This is a genomic window from Kribbella sp. CCNWLW201 (assembly GCF_037203805.1).
Classification (GTDB): domain Bacteria; phylum Actinomycetota; class Actinomycetes; order Propionibacteriales; family Kribbellaceae; genus Kribbella.
Map to the genome: position 1 here is coordinate 325,609 of NZ_JBBCBQ010000010.1, position 20,219 is coordinate 345,827.

A 20,219-nucleotide genomic window follows, 5' to 3' on the forward strand; every position below is an offset into this window, starting at 1 on the left:
ACCGGTCACCTGCGACCCTCCCCGTCGGCGTACGCGGTGAGCCAGGAGAGGGCCGAATTCCAGTTCACCGCCACCTCGTTGGTGGAGTAGGAGCCGATCTCGTCGATGTAGCACTTGGCCGGGGCGCAGCCCTGGAGGTTGCGTTGGGCAACGGGATCCTGGAGGCCGGAGTTCGGGCCGCCGGCCAGTGAGCCCGGGTACGGCGAGGGAAGCGCGGGGTTGAGCGAGTGGGCCCAGAAGCGGTGGTGCTGGTTGTGGCTGGATCGCTCGCCGTAGCCGGTCACGTACGACCGGCCAACCGCATTCCGGCCGAGCAGGTAATCAAGCGATTCAAGCGCGGCCGATCGGTACGCCGCTCGCCTGGTGAGGTCGGCCGCGATCGCCAGGATCATCGCGTTGTTCGCCGTACCGCTGTTCGAGCCCCAGACGTACTTGCCGTCCGCCGGTTTGTAGGGGTTGGCGTAGCCCTGGGATTTGAGATCGGCGAGGTAGACATCCGCGGTGTCGACGATCCGACTGCGTAGTTTCCACTGGTCGACAATCGACAATCGCCACGGTGTCCGCGCGAGCGCGAGGTCGGCGAGCCCGCCGGTCTCCTGCCATGAGAACCCGTCGGCTGCCTGCAACGACGTCGTGATGAACTTCCTGTACGACGCCTTGCCGGTCGTCGCGAACAACTCGGCAGCGGCCCAGGAGAACTCGTCCGTCACCTTGGTGTCGTCGTACGCGCCACCGCCTTCACCACCGGGCGGAGCGTACAGCGCCGGATGCTGCCGGGCCGCGCTCCACGCCTTCTCGGCCGCTGCTCGGCACGTGGTCGCGAGCTGCCGATCCCAGCGAGCGTAGACACGTGCGCATCGGGCGCCGACGGCCGCGAGGTTCAGCGTCGCCGCGGTCGACGGCGGGTAGAGGTACCGCGGCTGCGGATCCGCGGCCGGTGCGAGCGGCAGCCCGGTCCACTTCTCGTCGTGGATCTTGTGATGCACCATCCCGGCCAGTGGCTGACCGGCTGGAACCTGCATCCCGAGTACGAAGTCGATCTCCCATCGTGCTTCGTCCAGTACGTCGGGGATCCCGTTGCCTGCCTCTGGAATCCGCAGATCTGCTGTGCCGGACTGTTCATAGAGATCAAGCAGTTGCCACGCCGCGAGTGCGCCGTTGACGACGTACTTGCCGTGGTCGCCGGCGTCGTACCAACCGCCTCGCACGTCGAGGCTGTAGTCGCACGTGCCGGGGAAGCAGGGGACGGAGATGTCGCCCTGGTTGGGTGCGATCCCGAGGTGACCGGCCGCCCTGGCGTACTGCTCGCCGACGTACTTCGCCTCGATCTCGATACCGCTGCGGTTGTTGTAGAAGTACTCGAGGGCGTCCCGCCGGAGCGCGGAGTAGATCTGATCGCCGATGTCGAAGGGCTCGCTGAGGTCGTCCCCGACGGCGAGCCGGAAGCCGGTGCCCTTCTTGCGGACGTTGCCGAAGTCGATCAGCTGAACGTCGTCCCCGGAGGCCGCGTCGGCGCCGTACGGCGTGGTCTTGCCGGTGGCAACGATCTGGTTGCCTCCGTCAAGCAGACGCCAGTCGAGCGCCGTCGTTGCCGTGGTCACGTATGTTGCGCGCTTCGGCCCGTCGGTGAGGTACCCGAGCTGGTTGACCCGCACCGGTGAGCCGTAGTCCGGGATCCCGCCGGGCGGCAGGACTCCGCCGACGACCGAGATGTTGTCGAGGCACAGCGTGTACGGCTCGGTCGCGCCACCCGCCTGGAACGACACCTGCCCGTGGGTGTCGGTGATCGGCGACGTACCGGTGAACTCGAAGGTCTGCGGCGTGGTCGTCACGTCGACGGCCTGGTTCAGCACCGTCGAGTACGGCGCTGCCGCCTGCTGGAGCGCCGTACGGAACTGGACCGGCCGACTCGCCGACGCCTCGAACCGCAGCGTGTACAGCTGCCCTTGCTCGAGCGGGAGGTCGTCCTGCCCGATCATCGCGTCCCACGGGTTGACCGTGCCGGCCGGGACCTGCGCACACAGCCGGCCGCCGCTCACCTCGGCCGGGAAGTTGCTCCACCATGGGTCCTTGCCGCTGTCGAACGTCCCGTTCAGCACCCGCTCGTACGGCGGATCGGCCGCGACGGCCGGCGTGGACGCGGCCAGCAGGGCGACTGTGACGGTCAGGGCGATCGCACCGGATCGCCGTCGAGGAGTGGGCATGGGCGTGCCTCCGAGGGACCGTGGCGCCTGGACGGGCACCGGTAGAGCGCTGGGAGCGCTTGCAGTACGCCGACCAACTTCAGTCGACGTGGTGAGCATGCTGCCGAGGCCCTCGCGCGGTGTCAAGACCTCGCTGAGCGTGAACTGGGGGCTTCCCAACCGCGTCATCGGTGCCCTATGGTCGCCTGGAAGCGCTCCCAGTTTCGGACCCGATCAGCCCTTCGAGCATCAACCGGGTTCCAGCCGGGCGCTGACCCAGCGGCGTCACCGTGGCCTCTGCGTCCGCAGTACTGGGAGCGCTCCCCAGACCTGTACTTCGCCCCAAAGGAGGGTCCATGTCGTCACTCCGGCGACCCGCATTTCGGAAAGTCGTCGCGGCCGGTGCCGCAGTTGCCTTGTTCGCCGCGGCCGGGTGCGGCGGCTCAAACGAGGATGCGAGCGGCGCGGACGGCACGATCACGCTGACCGTGAAGACCTTCAGCCAGTTCGGCTACGAGGATCTGTACAAGCAGTACGAGGCATCGCATCCGGGCATCAAGATCAAGCAGGACAACATCGCCCAGCTCGACGACTACACGCCCAAGCTGCAGCAGTGGCTGACCGCGGGCAGCGGCGCCGGTGACGTCGTCGCGCTGGAGGAGGGCATCCTGGTCAAGCTGATGGCCAAGCCCGACCAGTTCGCCAACCTGCTCGACTACGGCGCCGCCGAGGTGCAGGGCAACTTCCTGGACTGGAAGTGGAAGCAGGCGTTGACTGCCGACGGCAAGAAACTGGTTGGCCTCGGCACCGATGTCGGTGCCCAGGGCATGTGTTACCGGACCGACCAGTTCGCCAAGGCCGGGCTGCCGACCGATCGCGCCAAGGTCGGCGAGCTGTGGCCGACCTGGGACGCCTACCTTGCCACCGGCAAGCGTTTCGTTGCCGCCGGCACGGGTGCGAGCTTCTTCGACACGGCCGGCGGGATCTACCAGAACATCCTGATGCAGCAGGGCGACACGACGTACTTCGACCGGGACAACAAACTGATCGTCGACACCAACCCGGGCGTCCGGGCGGCCTGGGACCAGACCGTGTCGATGATCGACGCCGGACTGTCCGGCAAGCTGCAGATGTGGGGCCCGGCCTGGAACGCGGGCTTCAAGAAGGGGACGTTCGCGACCATTCCGTGCCCGGCCTGGATGCTCGGCATCATCAAGGAGCAGGCCGGCCCGGAGAACGCGGGGAAGTGGGACGTGGCCCGGGTTCCTGGTGAGGGTGCCGTCCGCGGTGGGTCCTTCCTCGCCGTACCGGCGCAGAGCAAGCATCCGAAGGAGGCGGCCGAGCTGGCGAAGTTCCTGACCAGCCCGGCGGGTCAGACCGCGGCGTTCAAGGCGAAGAACAACTTCCCGTCGTCCCCGCAGGCGATCGACGACCCGGCCGTGTCGGGTGCGGTGAACGCCTACTTCAACAACGCGCCGGTCGGCAAGATCTTCGGCCAGTCCGCCAAGAGCCTCAAGCCGGTCTACCTAGGCCCTGAGAACCAGCTCGTCGGCGACGCGGTCGGCGATGCCCTGACCGCGCTCGAACAAGGCAAGTTGAAGCCGGACGAGGCCTGGACCAAGGCGCTCGCCGACTCCAAGCGAGCCGTCGACAAGTGAGTGCTGAAGCGCCCCCGCGGCCGGTGCGGACCCCCTCCGCACCGGCCGGGGCTTCGGCCTCCGGCCGGCGTTCGTTCTGGAGCCGGTTTGATCTTTACGGGTCGCCGTACGTGTTCATCGCGCCGTTCTTCGTGTTGTTCACGGCGTTCGGGTTGTTTCCGCTGGTGTACACGGCCTGGGTTTCGTTGCGGGCCTGGGATCTGACTGGGGATGCCGGGTTCGTCGGGCTGGACAACTACTCGCGATTGCTCGGGGATCCGGACTTCTGGAACGCGTTGCTGAACACGCTCGGGTTGTTCGTGCTCGCAACGGTGCCGCAGTTGCTGCTGGCACTGATCATCGCGGCGTTGCTGAACCGGCCGATCCGGGCGTTGCTGTTGTTCCGGCTCGGTGTGCTCGCGCCGATCGTCACGTCGGTTGCCGCGGTCGCGATCGTGTTCGGTCAGCTCTACGGCCGCGACACCGGCCTGGTGAACGGCGTACTCGGTCTGGTCGGTTTCGATCCGATCGACTGGCAGGCCAGCAAGACGTCGTCCTGGGTCGCCGTCGCCAGCATGGTCAACTGGCGCTGGACCGGGTACAACGCGCTCATCTATCTGGCCGCGATCCAGTCGATCCCACGGGACCTGTACGAGGCCGCGCAGATCGACGGTGCCGGTGCGATCCGGCAGTTCCGCAGTATCACCGTCCCGTTGATCCGGCCGGCCCTCATCTTCACCGTAGTGATGTCGACAATCGGCGGAATGCAGTTGTTCACCGAGCCGCTGCTGTTCGGTCAGGGGGACGTGTCCGGTGGCAGCCTGCGGCAGTTCCAGACGGTGGCGATGTACATGTTCGAGCAGAGCTTCCAGAACTTCGACTACGGCTACGGATCCGCGATCGCCTGGATGATCTTCCTGCTGACGGTGCTCGCCGGCGTCGCCAACGCGCTGATCAGCCGCCGGCTGCGGGGAGGGACGCAATGAGGCCCCGGATCAGGCACGGCGGGAACAGCCTGGTCTATCTCACGCTGATCGTCAGCCTGGTGCTGTCGGTCTTCCCGCTGTACTGGCTGTTCGTCGTGGCGACCCGCTCCAACGACGTGGTGGGGGACATGCCACCTCCGCTGCTCCCCGGCGGGAGCCTCGGCGCCAACCTCGAGCGGCTGTTCGGGCCTGAGGCCGAGGCGGCCCACTTCGCCCGCGGCATGCTCAACTCGGCGATCGCGTCGGTCTGCGTGACCGTGTCGGTGGTGTTCTTCTCGTCGCTGGCCGGGTTCGCCTTCGCCAAACTGCGTTTCCGCGGTCGCAACGCGCTGCTGCTCGCCGTACTGGCGACGATGATGGTACCGGTCCAGATGGGCATCGTGCCGCTCTACATGGTGATGGTGAAGCTCGGTTGGCAGAACCACCTGCAGGCGGTGATCGTCCCGTTCCTGGTGTCCGCGTTCGGCGTGTTCCTGATGCGCCAGTACGCCGAGCGCGCCGTACCGGATGAACTCATCGAAGCGGCCCGGCTGGACGGATGTACGACGTTCGGCCTGTTTCTGCGCGTGGTGTCGCCGGCGCTGCGGCCGGGCGCCGCCGTACTGGGACTGTTCACCTTCATGGGAACGTGGAACGAGTTCCTCTGGCCGCTGGCGATCCTGGAGGCGGACAACCCGACGGTGCAGTTCTCGCTCAGCCAGCTCGCCACGCAGTACTACACCGACTACACGCTGATGTTCACCGGCACGCTGATCGCGATCGTGCCGCTGCTGGTGGTGTTCGTCCTGTTCGGCCGACAGTTGATCAGCGGCATCATGGACGGTGCCGTCCGGTCGTGATGATCTACCCTCTACCCACTCAAACGTTAAGGACCAGCCGGTGACGGACATCCACAAACGGCAAGTGACGCTCGACGAAGTCGCCGAGCGGGCCGGCGTGTCGCGATCCGCGGCGTCCCGGGTGATCAACAACGCGCCACATGTCAGCAAGGCCAAGCGGGAGGCCGTCCAGCGGGCCGTCGTGGACCTCGGGTACGTGCCGAACGCAACGGCCCGGGCGCTCGCCACCCAACAGGTCGGCGCCGTCGTCCTCGCGATCTCCAGCGACAACCCGCAGGTGTTCGCCGACCCGTTCTTCGCCGAGGTCGTGGTCGGGGTCAACTCGGTGCTCGAGGAGACCGAGCTCGAGCTGATGCTGCTGCTCGCGACGTCGACCCGCGGTCAGACCCGGCTCGAGCAACTGCTGCGGACCCGGCAGGCCGACGGCGTGATGCTGATGTCGATGCACGGTGACGACCCGTTGGCCGCGCTGGCCGACAAAGCCGACGTACCGGTCGTGTTCGGGGGATGCCCGGTCAACTTCGAGCCGCGGTACTACGTGGACGCGGACAACCGGGGTGGTGCGCGACTGGCCACTGAGCACCTGGTGGCGGCCGGGAGGACCCGGATCGCCACCATCACCGGTCGGATGGACGAAGGGGCCGGCACGGCGCGGTACAAGGGCTATCAGGAGGCCCTCGCGGTGGCGGGGCTGGACGCAAGCCGGGTCGTCCATGGCGACTTCAGCGAGGACGGCGGCAGCCGCGCGATGGAGGAGCTGCTGGCGACGCACTCCGACCTGGACGGCGTCTTCATCGCGTCCGACCAAATGGCGATCGGTGCGCTCCGGGTGCTGAAGGACGCCGGCAAGACGGTCCCCGGCGACGTGGCGATCGTCGGCTTCAACGACATCACCAGCGCCCGCCACACCGAACCTCCACTCACCACCATCGCCCAGCCCATCCAGTCCCTCGGCCGGGAGATGGCCCGCATGCTCCTGAGTCTCATCGCCGGCGAGACCCCAACCCCGCTGATCCTCCCCACCCGCCTGATCGCGAGGTCCTCCACCTAGACCCGGGACGCACGAAGGGCGCGAACCCTGGGGTTCGCGCCCTCCACGTGGTGCGGCCGCTGTTTACGACAACCGGGGGTGTCCCGACACCCGGTGGCCCAGCGGCCACGGCCCCTCCCACCCTGGTGAGATGTCTGATGCTCAGTCTTCTCGAAAAGTTCGGCGAAGTCCGTACCTTTCACAGCTTTCTTCAGAAGTTCTCAGGTTCACCTCAGTCGTGGCCTCTGACAACCATCCGCCGCCATCGACCGCGGGTGTCAGACGACCTGGTGGAGCCAGCGCACGGGAGCGCCGTCACCGGCGTACCGGAACGGCTCGAGCTCGTCGTCCCACGGCCGGCCGAGCAGCCGCTCGACCTCCTCGGTCAGGTCCGCCTCGCCGCTGGCCGCCTTCAGCATCGCCGCCTTCAGCCGCTCCTCCGGCACCATGATGTCGCCGTGGACGCCGGTGGTCGCGTGGAAGACCCCGAGCGCGGGGGTGAACGAGTACCGCTCGCCCTCGACCCCGTTGCTCGGCTCCTCGGTCACCTCGAACCGCAGCTTCTGCCACCCGCGCAGCGCGGACGCCAGTTTCGCCGCGGTCCCGGCCTCGGCCTGCCACGACAGCTCGGCCCGATAGGTGCCCTGGGCCGCCGGCTGTGGTGTCCAGTCCAGTTTCACGGGCACGCCAAGTACGCCGCCCGCGGCCCACTCGACATGCGGACACAACGCTGACGGCACCGTGTGGACGTAAAGAACGCCACGAGTTGTCGCCACCGGGACCTCCTGTGCTCGAGGGGCGCCTTCCCCAGCGTTCTCGAACATCCGCGTCGATCCCAGCGGAACCAGTGTCCCACCCGACCCCACAAGGCACCGGACAGCACACTGCGTACATCTTGCACCACGGCCCCCACCAACACCAGTAACCTCGCCGTGTCAACCACATCACCATCGTGTCGCGGCCCCGATTCGACCGCGCGAACCTAGAGGGGGATGTTGCCGTGCCGGCCGCGGACCCGGCCGGAGCGCTCGGCGATGGCGATGGCGGTGGCCAGGGCGGAGCGGGTTTTGGCGGGGTCCACGACCTCGTCGACGACGCCGATCTCGCGGGCGCGCTCGATGCCGCCGGCGATCGTCTCGTGTTCGGCGGCGAGTTCGGCCTCGACCTGGGGGCGGAGTTCGGGGTCGACCTCGGCGAGTTTGCGCCGGTGCAGGACGCGGATCGCGGCGACCGCGCCCATCACCGCGACCTCGGCCCGCGGCCAGGCGAAGACCCGGGTGGCGCCGAGCGACCGTGCGTTCATCGCGATGTAGGCGCCGCCGTACGTCTTCCGGGTCACCAGCGTCACCCGCGGTACGACGCTCTCCGCGAAAGCGTGCAGCAATTTCGCCCCACGCCGTACGACGCCGTCCCATTCCTGACCGACACCGGGCAGATACCCGGGTACGTCGACCACGACCACGAGCGGCACGCCGAACGCGTCGCACATCCGCACGAACCGCGCCGCCTTCTCGGCCGAGAGTGCATCGAGACAGCCGCCCAACCGCAGCGGATTGTTGGCAATCACGCCGACGGTCCGTCCGCCGAGCCGGCCGAGCGTGGTGACGATGTTCGGCGCCCAGCGCTGGTGCAGTTCGACAGCGGAGTCCTCGTCGAGCACCCCTCCGACCAGCGGATGGACGTCGTACGCACGCTTGGCGGACTCCGGCAGGAACCCGGACAGATCAGTGTCCGGAACGTCGCCCGCCACGGAACCCTGGTTCGCGAGCAGATCCGCGAGCCGACGCGCCTCACGGAGGGCCTCGGCCTCGGAGTCGGTGGTGATGTGGACGACGCCGGACCGTCGTCCGTGCGGCTCGGGACCGCCGAGACGCAGCATGTCGACGTCCTCACCCGTGACCGAGCGGACGACGTCGGGACCAGTGACGAAGATCCGACCCTCCGGACCGAGGATGACGATGTCGGTCAGCGCCGGACCGTACGCCGCACCACCCGCGGCCGGGCCGAGTACGACAGAGATCTGCGGGATCTTCCCCGATGCCTGCGTCATCGCGTAGAAGATCTTGCCGACCGCGTGCAGGCTCAGCACGCCCTCGGCCAGCCGGGCACCACCGGAGTGCCAGAGGCCGATGATCGGCAGCTCCTCGCGGCGGGCCACCTCGTACGCCTTGACCACGACATCGCAGCCCTCGTCGCCCATCGCGCCGCCCATCACCGTGGCGTCGGAGCAGAACGCGATGACCGCGGCGCCCGCGATCGTCCCGCGGGCCGCGAGCATCCCGGACAGGTTGTCCGGAGTGATCAACTCCAGGCTGCCCGGGTCCAGCAGGTGCGTCAGCCGGGCGACCGGATAGCGGGGGTCCTCGTCACGTGGGAGCTTCGCGGGCTTCTGTGGAGCTGCGGTGGTCATGGGGCCTCCCGGCCTGGACTGAGGAGCGGAGGGAGCGAAGCGACTGGAGTGACGAGGGAAGGCCGGGAGTCAAAGCCCCATGACCCGCCGCGCCGGAGGCGTGGCATCGATACAGTCATCGGGCCTCCGGGGTGACAAGGAGAAGGTGCGAGGTGGGCCCGCGGTGCGGGCCCACCTGAATCAGACCGTCTTGAAGGCGATGGCGGCGTTGTGGCCGCCGAAGCCGAACGAGTTGTTCAGCGCCGCGATGTCCCCGTCGGCCAGCTTGCGCTGCTCCGTCGCGACGTCCAACTCGATCTGGTCGTCGAGCTTGTCCAGGTTGATGGTGGGCGGCGACACCCGGTGGTGCAGGGCCAGGACGGTCGCGATCGACTCGACCGCGCCGGCCGCGCCGAGCAGGTGACCGATCATCGACTTCGGTGCGGTCGCGATCGCGTTGTCGGCGGCGTTGCCGAGCGCCAGCCGGATCGCCAGCGACTCCGCGATGTCGCCCTGCGGGGTCGAGGTGGCGTGCGCGTTGATGTGGCGGATGTCGGCCGGGGTCAGGTCGCCCTCGACCAGCGCCCGCTCCATCGCCCGGCGCGCGCCGGAACCGGTCGGGTCGGGCTGCGCGATGTCGTGACCGTCGGCTGAGATCCCCGCGCCGGCGAGCTCGGCGTAGATCTTCGCGCCGCGTGCCTTGGCGTGCTCGTACGACTCCAGCACCAGGATCCCGGCGCCCTCACCGAGCAGGAACCCGTCCCGGTCCACGTCCCACGGCCGAGAGGCCTTCTCCGGCTCGTCGTTGCGCTTGCTCAGCGCCATCATCTGCCCGAACGCGGCCAGCGGCAGCGCCATGATCGCGCCCTCGGTCCCACCGGCCAGTACGACGTCCGCGCGGCCGAGCCGGATCTGGTCCAGGCCGAGGGCGATCGCCTCGTTGCCGGAGGCGCAGGCCGAGACCGGGGTGTGGACGCCGGCCTTGGCGCCGAACTCCAGGCTCACGTACGCGGCAGACGAGTTCGGCATCAGCATCGGGATCGCCAGCGGCGACACCCGGCGCGGGTTGGTCTTCAGCGCGTCGTAGTTGGCCAGCGTGGTGTGCAGGCCGCCGATGCCGGAGGCACAGGCGACACCGAGCCGCTCCTTGTCCAGCCCGGAGTCCGCCAGGCCGGCGTCGGCCCAGGCCTCACGAGCCGCGACGACGGCGAGCTGCGCATTCCGGTCGAGGCGGCGGGCCTTCACCCGCTCGATCACCTCGGTCGGCTCGACCGCGGCCGGAGCAGCGATCTGCACCGCCAGGTTCTGGACCCACTCGTCGGTCAGCCGCCGCGCGCCGGAGCGGCCGGCCAGCAACCCTTCCCAGGTGCTGGCCACGTCACCCCCGAGCGGGGTCGTGGCTCCGAGCCCGGTGATGACGACTCGGGTCTTCGACATGATTACCTCATCCTTCAAAGTTCGGGGATCGGTCAACGAGGGGTGTGTTGGTGCTCACCGGACCGCGGTCCGATGAGCACCGGCCAGCACAGCGGTGGCTTGTCAGCCGTTCTGGGCGCGCTCGATGAACGCGACCGCGTCGCCGACGGTCTTCAGGTTCTTCACCTCGTCGTCGGGGATCTTCACGTCGAACTTCTCCTCGGCGGCCACCACGACCTCCACCATGGAGAGCGAGTCGACGTCGAGGTCGTCGGTGAAGGACTTGTCCAGCTGGACGTCCTCGACCGGGATGCCGGCGATCTCGTTCACGATCTCGGCGAGGTTGGAACGGATCTCTTCGGTGCTGGCCATCTTCTTGGTTTCCCTTTCGGAGTTCTCTGGCTTGCTACAGCCGGGCCGGCCACCTGAGCCGCCCCGGACAACTATGGGCGAGGACTACGGCAGCCGGATGACCTGGGCGGCGTACACCAGCCCGGCACCGAAGCCGATGATGAGGGCCAGGTCGCCGCTCTTCGCCTCGCCGGTCTCGCGCATCGCGGTGATCGCGAGTGGGATCGATGCGGCCGACGTGTTGCCCTGCCGCTCGATGTCGCGGGCCACCTTGACGTGGTCGGGCAGCTTCAGCGTCCGCCGCATCGCGTCGGTGATCCGCATGTTCGCCTGGTGCGGTACGAACAGGTCGAGGTCCTCGGCCTTGACACCGGCCACGTCGAGCGCCTGCTGTGCCGTCTTCGCCATCTCGAACGACGCCCACCGGAACACCGGGTTGCCGTCCATCGTGAGGTGCGGCCAGTTGGAACTGTCGACCGCCTCCTGCCACGACTCCTTCTGGCTGATCACCTCGTGCTGGGTCCCGTCGGATCCCCACACGACCGGGCCGATCCCCGGCTCGTCGGTCGGTCCGACCACCGCGGCACCGGCTCCGTCGGCGAAGATGAACGCCGTACCGCGGTCGGTCCGGTCAGTGATGTCGCTGAGTCGCTCGACGCCGATCGCCAGCACGTACTTCGCGCTGCCGCCGCGGACCAGGTCGTTGGCCATCGCGACGCCGTAGCAGAAGCCCGCACACGCGGCCGAGATGTCGAACGCGGCCGCGGTCGGGGCGCCGACCTCGACGGCGACCTGGGTCGCGATCGCGGGGGTCTGGTAGAGGTGCGTGACCGTGGAGACGATGACGCAGCCGATCTGGCCCGGCTCGATGCCGGACTCCTTCAGCGCGTCCTTGGCGGCGTTCACCGACATCATCAGGACGGTCTCGTCCGCCTCGGCCCAGCGCCGCTCCTTGATCCCGGACCGAGTCTGGATCCACTCGTCACTGGAGTCGATCTGCTCCAGGATCTCCGAGTTCGGTACGACGCGACGCGGCCGGTACGACCCGATACCGAGGACACCGGCGTACGTCGCACCGGTCTGTGCAGTGATCGCGGTCATTCAGTTTGCTCCGTTCGGGTGGAGACGGACCAGCGGTTGTCCGGGGGAGACCGGGTCACCCTCTTCGACCAGCCACTCGACCACGATGCCGCCGTGCGGGGCCTTGACGTCGAGCTCGTCGCGCAGGCTCTTCACCTGGGCGACCACCTCGCCGGCCTCGACCGTGTCGCCGGACTCCCGGCGGACCTGCTCGGAGCGGGTGAAGGTGCCCTTCATCGGCGCGACCAGCAGCCGCCAGGTCGGTGAGGCGTCGATCTCGGACGGGCTGCCGTGCTTCTCGGCGAACGCGCGGGCGTCGTCGAGCTGGTCCGGCGTCTTCAGCGCGAACGTCTCGACGCCCTTGAGTGCCCGCTTCGCGATCCCGGTGAGGGTGCCGGCCGGCGGCAGCTCGAGGATGCCGGTCACCTGCATCTCCGCCATTGTCTGCATGCACAGGTCCCAGCGGACCGGCGAGTTGACCTGGGAGACGAGCCGGTTCAGCACCTCGCGGCCGTCGTGGACGACCTGGCCGTCGCGGTTCGAGATCAGGCGGGTCCGCGGGTCGTGGGTGCTGATCGCTCTCGCGTACCGCGCCAACGTCTGGACCGCGGGCTCCATGTGCTTGGTGTGGAACGCACCGGCCACGGACAGCGGGATCAGCCGGGTCTTGGCCGGCGGGTCGGCGGCCAGCGCGGCCAGCTCCTCGACCGTGCCGGCGGCGACGATCTGGCCGGGGCCGTTGTCGTTCGCCGCGGTCACGCCGTGCTCGGCCAGCTTGGCCAGCACTTCGTCGCGGTCGCCGCCGAGGACGGCGGTCATCGACGTCGCGGTCAGCGCCGAGGCGGCGGCCATCGCCTTGCCGCGCTCGCGGACCAGCACCATCGCCTGCTCGGCGCTGAGTACGCCGGTGCCGGCCGCGGCCGCGATCTCACCGACGCTGTGGCCGGCGACGGCGCCGACCTTGGTGAACGCGTCGGACGGATGCGGGAACACCGCCAGCGCGGCCAGCATGCTGGACGCGACCAGCAGCGGCTGCGCGATCGCGGTGTCCCGGATCGTGTCCGCGTCGGCCTTGGTGCCGTAGTGGGCGAGGTCGAGGCCGGCCACCGCGGAGAGCCAGTGCAGCCGGCTCTCGAACGCGGGATCTTCCAGCCACGGCTCGAGGAATCCTGGGGTCTGGGCACCCTGACCGGGCGCGACGATGACGAGCACGTGACAACTCTCCCTGAGCCAGGCCGTCCGTGGGCCGGAAGGCAGCACGAATTCTACCGCCCCGACTTTGTAGGGTTCCTACAAAAGGGAGCTACCGGGCTCGGGGTTGAGCAGGCGGCCCAACGCCAGTGCGACACGAAGTGTGAATGCGTCGCGCGGGTTCAGCGGCGAGTAGCCCGTGATCTCGCCCACACGCCGGAGCCGATACCGGACGGTATTCGCGTGGATGAACATCGCGCGGGCCGTCGCCTCGACCGAACCACCCGAGTCCAGGTATGCCGACACGGTGTCGAGCAGCACGCCACCGCCTATGGTAAGCGGGCCGTAGACGTCCGAGGCGAGTTGGCGACGGGCGTGACCGTCTCCGGAGAGTGACCGTTCGGGCAGCAGGTCGTCGGCCTGGACCGGTCGTGGCGCCTGCGGCCAGGCCGGCGCCGCGCGGAGTCCGGCGATCGCGGCCCGGGCCGACGTCACGGCCGCCATCAGGTCTTTCACCACCGGTCCGACGACGATCGGACCGGGTCCAAACCATTGAGCAAGGTTTTGTACGATCTCGACAGGTTTACTCGTACCACCGAGTACCACCACCAGCCGGTCGCCCTGCATCGCACACAGAGCGTCAGCACCGGCCTCCCGGGCCGCGTGCCGGACCACGTCGGCCACGTTGGCGCTCCCGGGCTCCGATTCGGGGGCGCGTCCGACCACCACGGCGACCTCCGAGGACCCCGTCGTACCGGCTCCGGTCCAGCCGAGGGCGGAGGCGCGGGAGCGGACGGACTCGTCGGCTTCGCCGCGGATCACCGAGTCGACGACCAGGGCTTCCAGCCGGGCGTCCCAGGCGCCGCGCATCTCGGCGGCCTGGGCGTAGACGGTGGCGGCGGCGAACGCGACCTCGCGGGCGTAGCGCTGCATCGCCTCGCGGACCACCGGCACGTCCTCGGGCGGGAGCAGGTCGCCGATGGTGTTCTCGATCATCTCGATCGTGGTCCGGAGCAGGTCGACGGTCTGGTGCAGCGAGATGACCCGGGTGAACTCGCGCGGCGCCGAACCGAACATCCGGATCGGCATCGACGAGTGCTCTTCGGGATCGCGGAACCAGTCGACGAACGCGGTGATACCGGACTGGGCGACCAGCCCGATCCAGGACCGGTCCTGCGCCGACAGCTTGCCGAACCAGGGCAGCTTCTCGTCCATCGCGGCCATCGCGGCGGTGGCCAGCGCACCGGTCGCCCCCTGCAACCGCTCGGCCCGCGCGAGATGACCCTTCTTCGCCACGCCCCGACCATAACCGCTGCCATCATGGGGGGATGACGGACAACGCGGGTGTGGCGGCGGCCGTGGCGGCGCTGCGGGCGATCGGGTACTACCTGGAGCGCGACCAGCAACCGACGCACCGGGTCAAGGCGTACCGGCGCGCGGCCGACACGATCGCGGCGCTGCCGCCGGCCGAGGTCCGGGCCCGCCGCCGGGCCGGGACGCTGACCGAGTTACCGGGGATCGGGCCGAAGACCGAGGCCGTCATCCTCGAGGCGATGGACGGCAGCACCCCGTCGTACCTGGTCAAGCTGGAGGACGCCGCGGGCGCCCTGACCACGGCCGGTACGGCGATGCGCGCGGAACTGAAGGCGGACCTGCACCTGCACTCGGAGTGGTCCGACGGCGGCAGCCCGATCGAGGAGATGGCGCGTACGGCGCACAGCCTCGGGCACTCGTACATCGCGCTGACCGACCACTCGGCCCGGCTCACCGTCGCCAACGGGCTGTCCCGCGAACGCCGGATGCAACAGCTCGACGTGGTCGCCGAGCTGAACAAGAAGCTGGCGGACGAGCTGGACGGGTTCACCATCCTGAACGGTATCGAGGTCGACATCCTCGAGGACGGGTCGCTCGACTGCGACACCGAGATCCTGGCCCGGCTCGACCTGGTCGTCGCCAGCGTGCACTCGAAGCTGCGGATGGCGGCCGGGCCGATGACCGAGCGGATGGTCCGGGCGATCGCGAACCCGCACGTCGACATCCTCGGCCACTGCACCGGCCGCCTGATCACCGGCGGCCGCGGTACCCGGCCGGAATCCGACTTCGACGCCGAGATCGTCTTCGAGGCCTGCCGCCAGTTCGGCACCGCGGTCGAGATCAACTCCCGCCCGGAACGCCTCGATCCACCCAAGCGGCTGCTGTCGCTCGCGGTCGAGACGGACTGCATGTTCTCCATCGACACCGACGCGCACGCGCCCGGCCAGCTCGACTGGCAGGTCTACGGCTGCGAGCGCGCCGAGGACTGCGGTGTGACCCCCGACCGCGTCATCAACACCTGGGACCAACAGAAGCTGCAGGAATGGGCGGCGTCATGAGTGACCTCGAGAAAGACCCCGCTGAGATCGTCTGCGTCGGTGGGAACGACGGGCCCGTGCTGGAGTTCCTCGAGCCGCGGGAGGTCATCCTCGGCCGGACGACGAAGGTACGGCGCCTGCTGCCGAACAAGAACCGCCGAATGGTCGGTGCCTGGTGCTTCGTGGACCACTACGGCCCGGACGACCTCACGAGCCGTGTCGACTCGTACGACGTACCGGGGGAGCGGGGAATGCAAGTCCCGCCGCACCCGCACACGAGTCTGCAGACCGTGAGCTGGCTGTTCGAGGGCGAGATCGAGCATCGTGACAGCGTCGGATCGCATGCGATGGTCCGGCCGGGCGAGCTCAACATCATGACCGCGGGCAACGGGATCGCCCACTCCGAGGTGTCCACCCCGACCGCGCCACCGATCCTGCACGGCGCCCAACTGTGGGTCGCGCTACCGGACTCCGTGCGTACGACGGTCGCACCCGCCTTCAACGCGTACGCCGACCTGCCGACGATCGACTTCGACGGCGCCCGCGCCACCGTCATGATCGGCACCGTCGCCGGTGTCACCTCACCGGCGCCGGCGTACACCCCACTCGTCGGCGCCGACCTCACCATCGATCCCGGCCGCACGCTGACGCTTCCGCTCACGCCTTCCAACGAGTACGCCGTACTGATCGTCGACGGCTCGCTCACCGTCGGAGACCTGACCCCGGGCTTCGGCGAGATGGCCTACCTGGGCGACGGCCGCGACACCCTCGAGTTGGTTGCCTCAGCCAACGGAGCCCGCCTGCTGCTCCTCGGCGGTGAACCCTTCGAGGAACAACTGGTCATGTGGTGGAACTTCATCGGCCGCAGCCACGAGGAAATCGTCGCTTCCCGTGATGCCTGGCAGGCCGCGATCGCCAGTCGCGGCACCGACCGCTTCCCGATGGTCGCCGGGTACGACGGTGACCCGCTGCCGGCTCCCGCATTGCCCGCTACCGCGCTGAAGCCAAGACCGCGGGCGCGCTGACGCGGCGGCGGTAGTAGGCCCAGGTGAGGACCAGGAGGGCCGGACCCCAGAGCTGGAGTGGGGCGTAGCAGGCGATCATCAGCGCTTTCCAGGCGGGGCTGGAGAACGGGATGAAGTGGTCGGTGAAGACGTCGCGGAAGCCGTAGCTCCAGATGGCGATCAGGCTGAGGCCGCCGAGGGTCGCTGGGATGATCGCGGCGTACGGGTTGACGCGCCGGCCGCCGATGAACGGGATCCAGCGCGGCGCGACCTCGCCCCAGCGTTTGACCAGGCCGAACGCGAGCAGCGCGACGGCCTCGGAGAACACCGACAGGAACACGACGTACACCTTCTCGCCGACGCCCATCACGTACGTCGGCCGGCCGTCGACCACGATGCCCATCGACGAACCCGCAACCAACCCCAACCGCCACAGGCCGGATGGCAACGTCATCAACGGGATCGCATGCGCCAGCAGATAAGCCCATCGGGGAACGGGTCGCTCAGTCATGCCTCGAGCATCCGATGCGGGACCTCACCGCACCTCACTCTCGGGAGTGAAGCAACTCCCTCCCAAGAGCCTTTCAGAGCAGATCGTGGTCGCGGGCGTACGCCGCCGCCGCGGTGCGGGACGGGACCTCGAGCTTGGTGAAGATGTTCGTGAGGTGCCGCGCCACCGTCTTGTCGCTGAGCACCAGCCGGTGCGCGATCTCGGTGTTGCTGTTGCCCGAAGCAACCAAGCGCAGAACCTCGAGCTCGCGCCCGGTGAGCCCGCCGGCGATGTCGCGGTGCAGCAGCTTCTCGACCTCCTGCCGGGCCGGCGCCGCGCCGACATCCGTGAAGGTCCGGGCCGCCGACGTCAGCTCGGACGACGCCGAATCCTCGTCACCGAGCAGCCGGAACGCACGTCCGACCAGCACTTTCGCCCGCGCCACCTCGTACGGCGACTGGAGCCCACCCCACAGCTGCATCGCGGTCCTTGCCTGCGGCAGCGCGCGATCAGGGTCATTGCTCGCCAACGCCACCAAGGCCAGGCAGTACGCCGCTGTCGCGCGCAGCCCCGCACATCCGAAGCTCTCGGCGATGCCGTTCAGCTCCTCAGCGATCGTCGTTGCGTCATCGACGTGTTCACCGGCGACCAGGATCTCGACGGCCGCGGGCAATTGCCGCGAGCGGTGCACCGCGTCCCCGATCTCCGCGAGCAATCGTCGTACCGCCGCAACCGCTGCCGGCGTGCGACCGCGGGCAAGCAGCAGCAACGCGCGACCCGGCTGAGGCTCGTAACCGAATCCCGCTGCCTCGTCGTACGCCGCCTCGGCCGCCAGGTAGTCGCCACGAATCCGCAGTACGTCGCCGCACTCACTCAACGCGAGTCCGGCGGCAGCCTGCGAACCTGCGGACGCATACCGCCGGCACGCGAGGTTGAACTCCTCCAAGGCCTCACCGAACGCACTGTGCAGCCGAAGGATCTGACCCCGGTGTACGGCGCATTGGCCGGTGTACGGCACCAGGTCGGGCTGAGTGTCGCACCAGCGGGTCAGTGCCGTGGTCCACGCGGACGCGCGGGCGTAGTCCATCACCTCCTGGCAGCCCTCGATCATCGCGCAGTACACGTTGCCGGCGAAGATCGGCGACAGTTCGCCGGCCGCGACCCCGACCATCGCCTCGTCCAGCAGGGCGAGTCCTTCCGGCACCCGGCCGGAGTAGATCAGCAGGCGCCCTTTGGACACCAGACTCTGCGCGAGCAGGTCCGGATCACCGAACCGGCGGGCCGTCTCGGTCATCGCGTCGGCCACCCGGGACGCGCCGGCGAAGTCGCCGGCGTTCAGGCACCGGAAGAACTCGTGGATGCTGAGGTAGCCGCGCTCCACCACGTCCTCGGGCTGATCCGCGAGCAGCCGCTCGGCGCGGGCGGCCCAGCCGCTGCCGACGGCCACCTCGCCCCGGACGTTGAGCACCAGGGCGAGCCAGAAGGCGAATCGAACGGCGCCCAGGATGTTGCCGCCGTCGACCTGCAGCCGGTAACCGCGCTGCAGCGCGCGGATACAGGCGTCGTTGTCACCGACCAGGTAGGCGGCGGTGGCAAGCGTCTGCAGTTCGTCCGCGCCGAGGGCGGCCGCGCCAGGCTCCGCCTCGGCGGCGGACAGGCGGTCGTAGGCGACCGCCCAGTCACGCCGCTCGAACGCCTGACGCGCCCGCTCCAAGTCGTCGACGATGCCCATACTCGCGAGAATGCGCGTTCCGTCAGGCGGCGGCAAGGGTCCGGTCGGCAGCGGATCGGGCCGCGATGTGTTTGGCGACGTACGCGGCATCCCGGCTGACACCTGGCAGCACCATCGAACTGAAGGCGTACTGGAAGGACAGGCCGCAGAAGAACAGCCCGGGCGTGTCGGTGACCACCCCACGCATCTCCGTCGGCCAGCCGTCCGTGCCGAACACCGGCAGCCGGATCCAGTCGAAGACCTGCTGGAACCCGGTCGCCCACACCACGTTCGCCACGTCCGCCACCCGGTCGTCGCCGAGTACCGGCAGCCCGTCACGGACACCGGTGACCCGGTCGAGGACCCGCTCGACCCCTCGCGCGAGCAGGTCCTCTCGCTTGACCCGGAGCATCGGTCCGCCGTGGAACCGGATCTCCTCCATCGCCTTCCGCCCGATCGGGGTCCGCCGGGTGACCAGGTGCTTGCCGAGGAACAGGAAGACCGGGAAGAAGACACGTGCCGCCGGGGTGCCCAAGCGGACCGGGATCTGGCCGGGGTCCCGTCCGCACAGGATGGTCGGGTGGCTGGTGGCGAGCTCGTACGCGATGTCCGTCCCCGAGTGCGAACCGCCGACGACCAGCACCGGCCCGTCCTTGAGTTGCTCCGGACGGCGGTACTCGCTCGAGTGCAGTTGCCGGATCCCCGGGTCGAGATCGACCGCGAAGTCCGGCAGGTACGGCGTCTTGCCGAAGGTGCCGGTGGCAACCACCACGTTGTCGGCGTGGATGGTTCCGGTGCTCGTGGTGACGACGTACCGGCCGTCGTACGACTCCAGCTTCTGGACCCGGGTGCTGCCGCGGACCGGAAGGTCGAAGCGGTCCGCGTACGACGTCAGGTAGTCCGCGACCTCGTCCTTCGTCGGGTAGCCCCAGCGCTCACCGGGGAACGGCAGTCCGGGCAGGCCGTTGTACCTCGTCGGCGTGTAGAGCCGCAGCGTGTCCCACTGCGCCCGCCACTGGTCGCCGATCCGGGCGTTGCCGTCCAGGATCAGGAACGGCCGGCCGCGCTTGCGCAGGTGGTAGCCGGTGGACAACCCGGCCTGTCCGGCACCGATGATGACGGTCTCGATACTTTCGGTGTTCATGCGAGCCTCCGCTCGTCACGGGGGACGGCGCGCAGGCCGAAGTGGTACTTCAACCACCAGAGCAGCATCAGCGCGGACGTCACGACGTAGAAGCCGTGCAGGGCCCAGATCGGTCCCGGCGGCAGGTGCACCACGTAGATGCAGTGGACGGCGTTGCCGACGTTCGCGAGCACCAGGTTCGCCGGGCTGTACGACTTCAGGTCGCGGGTCCGGATCGCCTTGAGCACCATCGGCAGCGCGCTCGACGCGAAGAGGATGGTGGACACCGTCCCCGCGAGAAGAGCAACGCTTGCGCCAGTCATGTCACCGACGGTAGGGACCAGGGGCCGCCCGGCGCGTCGGACGGATTGCGCAACCTGTCCGCGCCGCTCCCTACGACGTTTGTCGTAGGCCGGTATGCCGGCGGATGGGTCCGGA

Annotated in this window: 18 protein-coding genes; 6 read left to right on the plus strand and 12 right to left on the minus strand. The window is 68.9% G+C overall.

Annotated elements, in window-relative coordinates; translation table 11 throughout:
• Positions 1 to 5: 5 nt before the first annotated feature.
• Positions 6 to 2,204, minus strand: coding sequence for a glycoside hydrolase family 9 protein (locus V9K99_RS34160; protein WP_337323675.1), 2,199 nt, complete (start codon positions 2,202 to 2,204; stop codon positions 6 to 8).
• 335 nt (positions 2,205 to 2,539) lie between these two features.
• Between V9K99_RS34160 and V9K99_RS34165 the strand changes: the two genes are divergently transcribed.
• From V9K99_RS34165 to V9K99_RS34180, 4 genes are read left to right on the plus strand one after another with little or no spacing between them, the layout of a single operon-like run.
• Entirely contained in the window at positions 2,540 to 3,841 is a 1,302-nt protein-coding gene (locus tag V9K99_RS34165) for an ABC transporter substrate-binding protein (protein ID WP_337323674.1), read from the plus strand.
• Positions 3,838 to 4,806, plus strand: coding sequence for a carbohydrate ABC transporter permease (locus tag V9K99_RS34170; RefSeq protein ID WP_337323673.1), 969 nt, complete (start codon positions 3,838 to 3,840; stop codon positions 4,804 to 4,806). The genes V9K99_RS34165 and V9K99_RS34170 overlap by 4 nt, the downstream gene beginning before the upstream one ends.
• Entirely contained in the window at positions 4,803 to 5,645 is an 843-nt protein-coding gene (locus V9K99_RS34175) for a carbohydrate ABC transporter permease (protein ID WP_337323672.1), read from the plus strand. The genes V9K99_RS34170 and V9K99_RS34175 overlap by 4 nt, the downstream gene beginning before the upstream one ends.
• A 40-nt stretch (positions 5,646 to 5,685) precedes the next feature.
• Positions 5,686 to 6,696, plus strand: a complete 1,011-nt coding sequence (locus V9K99_RS34180; RefSeq protein WP_337323671.1) for a LacI family DNA-binding transcriptional regulator — start codon at positions 5,686 to 5,688, stop codon at positions 6,694 to 6,696.
• Between the two features lie 257 nt (positions 6,697 to 6,953).
• Here V9K99_RS34180 and V9K99_RS34185 read toward each other — a convergent pair whose 3' ends face one another.
• From V9K99_RS34185 to V9K99_RS34215, 7 genes are all read right to left on the minus strand, one after another.
• A complete protein-coding gene (locus V9K99_RS34185) occupies positions 6,954 to 7,451 on the minus strand; it encodes a DUF3145 domain-containing protein (RefSeq protein WP_132157315.1) in 498 nt (165 codons plus the stop codon).
• Between the two features lie 206 nt (positions 7,452 to 7,657).
• The gene (locus V9K99_RS34190) at positions 7,658 to 9,085 is read right to left on the minus strand and encodes an acyl-CoA carboxylase subunit beta (protein ID WP_337323669.1); all 1,428 of its coding nucleotides are present in this window, start codon (positions 9,083 to 9,085) and stop codon (positions 7,658 to 7,660) included.
• Between the two features lie 180 nt (positions 9,086 to 9,265).
• Entirely contained in the window at positions 9,266 to 10,501 is a 1,236-nt protein-coding gene (gene fabF, locus V9K99_RS34195) for a beta-ketoacyl-ACP synthase II (protein WP_337323668.1), read from the minus strand.
• A 102-nt stretch (positions 10,502 to 10,603) separates the two neighbouring features.
• Complete coding sequence (locus V9K99_RS34200) at positions 10,604 to 10,852, minus strand: acyl carrier protein (RefSeq protein WP_130446978.1); 249 nt, start codon at positions 10,850 to 10,852, stop codon at positions 10,604 to 10,606.
• A gap of 84 nt (positions 10,853 to 10,936) precedes the next feature.
• On the minus strand, positions 10,937 to 11,932 hold the full coding sequence (locus V9K99_RS34205; RefSeq protein ID WP_337323667.1) for a beta-ketoacyl-ACP synthase III: 996 nt from the start codon (positions 11,930 to 11,932) through the stop codon (positions 10,937 to 10,939).
• A complete protein-coding gene (locus V9K99_RS34210; protein WP_337323666.1) occupies positions 11,933 to 13,123 on the minus strand; it encodes an acyltransferase domain-containing protein in 1,191 nt (396 codons plus the stop codon).
• Positions 13,124 to 13,201: 78 nt separating this feature from the next.
• Positions 13,202 to 14,398: a PucR family transcriptional regulator gene (locus V9K99_RS34215; RefSeq protein WP_337323665.1), complete on the minus strand. Its 1,197-nt coding sequence runs from the start codon at positions 14,396 to 14,398 to the stop codon at positions 13,202 to 13,204.
• Positions 14,399 to 14,430: 32 nt separating this feature from the next.
• On the opposite strand from V9K99_RS34215, the gene V9K99_RS34220 reads away from it, so the two are divergent.
• Positions 14,431 to 15,474: a PHP domain-containing protein gene (locus tag V9K99_RS34220; RefSeq protein ID WP_337323664.1), complete on the plus strand. Its 1,044-nt coding sequence runs from the start codon at positions 14,431 to 14,433 to the stop codon at positions 15,472 to 15,474.
• On the plus strand, positions 15,471 to 16,478 hold the full coding sequence (locus V9K99_RS34225; RefSeq protein ID WP_337323663.1) for a pirin family protein: 1,008 nt from the start codon (positions 15,471 to 15,473) through the stop codon (positions 16,476 to 16,478). The genes V9K99_RS34220 and V9K99_RS34225 overlap by 4 nt, the downstream gene beginning before the upstream one ends.
• On the opposite strand, the gene V9K99_RS34230 is transcribed toward V9K99_RS34225, so the two are convergent.
• The 4 genes from V9K99_RS34230 to V9K99_RS34245 form a co-directional block, all read right to left on the minus strand.
• Complete coding sequence (locus V9K99_RS34230) at positions 16,444 to 16,968, minus strand: hypothetical protein (protein WP_337323662.1); 525 nt, start codon at positions 16,966 to 16,968, stop codon at positions 16,444 to 16,446. The genes V9K99_RS34225 and V9K99_RS34230 overlap by 35 nt on opposite strands.
• A gap of 73 nt (positions 16,969 to 17,041) precedes the next feature.
• The gene (locus V9K99_RS34235; protein WP_337323661.1) at positions 17,042 to 18,679 is read right to left on the minus strand and encodes a LuxR C-terminal-related transcriptional regulator; all 1,638 of its coding nucleotides are present in this window, start codon (positions 18,677 to 18,679) and stop codon (positions 17,042 to 17,044) included.
• A 22-nt stretch (positions 18,680 to 18,701) separates the two neighbouring features.
• Positions 18,702 to 19,802, minus strand: coding sequence for a flavin-containing monooxygenase (locus tag V9K99_RS34240; RefSeq protein ID WP_337323660.1), 1,101 nt, complete (start codon positions 19,800 to 19,802; stop codon positions 18,702 to 18,704).
• The gene (locus V9K99_RS34245; RefSeq protein ID WP_337323659.1) at positions 19,799 to 20,104 is read right to left on the minus strand and encodes a hypothetical protein; all 306 of its coding nucleotides are present in this window, start codon (positions 20,102 to 20,104) and stop codon (positions 19,799 to 19,801) included. Before V9K99_RS34245 ends, V9K99_RS34240 begins: the two co-directional genes overlap by 4 nt.
• Positions 20,105 to 20,219 lie beyond the last annotated feature (115 nt).

Bases quoted from the DNA above. Each gene is read 5' to 3' on its own strand.
- V9K99_RS34160 (WP_337323675.1), bottom strand. From the start codon at position 2,204: ATGCCCACTCCTCGACGGCGATCCGGTGCGATCGCCCTGACCGTCACA.
- V9K99_RS34165 (WP_337323674.1), top strand. From the start codon at position 2,540: ATGTCGTCACTCCGGCGACCCGCATTTCGGAAAGTCGTCGCGGCCGGT.
- V9K99_RS34175 (WP_337323672.1), top strand. From the start codon at position 4,803: ATGAGGCCCCGGATCAGGCACGGCGGGAACAGCCTGGTCTATCTCACG.
- V9K99_RS34190 (WP_337323669.1), bottom strand. From the start codon at position 9,085: ATGACCACCGCAGCTCCACAGAAGCCCGCGAAGCTCCCACGTGACGAG.
- fabF (WP_337323668.1), bottom strand. From the start codon at position 10,501: ATGTCGAAGACCCGAGTCGTCATCACCGGGCTCGGAGCCACGACCCCG.
- V9K99_RS34200 (WP_130446978.1), bottom strand. From the start codon at position 10,852: ATGGCCAGCACCGAAGAGATCCGTTCCAACCTCGCCGAGATCGTGAAC.
- V9K99_RS34205 (WP_337323667.1), bottom strand. From the start codon at position 11,932: ATGACCGCGATCACTGCACAGACCGGTGCGACGTACGCCGGTGTCCTC.
- V9K99_RS34220 (WP_337323664.1), top strand. From the start codon at position 14,431: ATGACGGACAACGCGGGTGTGGCGGCGGCCGTGGCGGCGCTGCGGGCG.
- V9K99_RS34225 (WP_337323663.1), top strand. From the start codon at position 15,471: ATGAGTGACCTCGAGAAAGACCCCGCTGAGATCGTCTGCGTCGGTGGG.
- V9K99_RS34230 (WP_337323662.1), bottom strand. From the start codon at position 16,968: ATGACTGAGCGACCCGTTCCCCGATGGGCTTATCTGCTGGCGCATGCG.
- V9K99_RS34235 (WP_337323661.1), bottom strand. From the start codon at position 18,679: ATGGGCATCGTCGACGACTTGGAGCGGGCGCGTCAGGCGTTCGAGCGG.
- V9K99_RS34240 (WP_337323660.1), bottom strand. From the start codon at position 19,802: ATGAACACCGAAAGTATCGAGACCGTCATCATCGGTGCCGGACAGGCC.
- V9K99_RS34245 (WP_337323659.1), bottom strand. From the start codon at position 20,104: ATGACTGGCGCAAGCGTTGCTCTTCTCGCGGGGACGGTGTCCACCATC.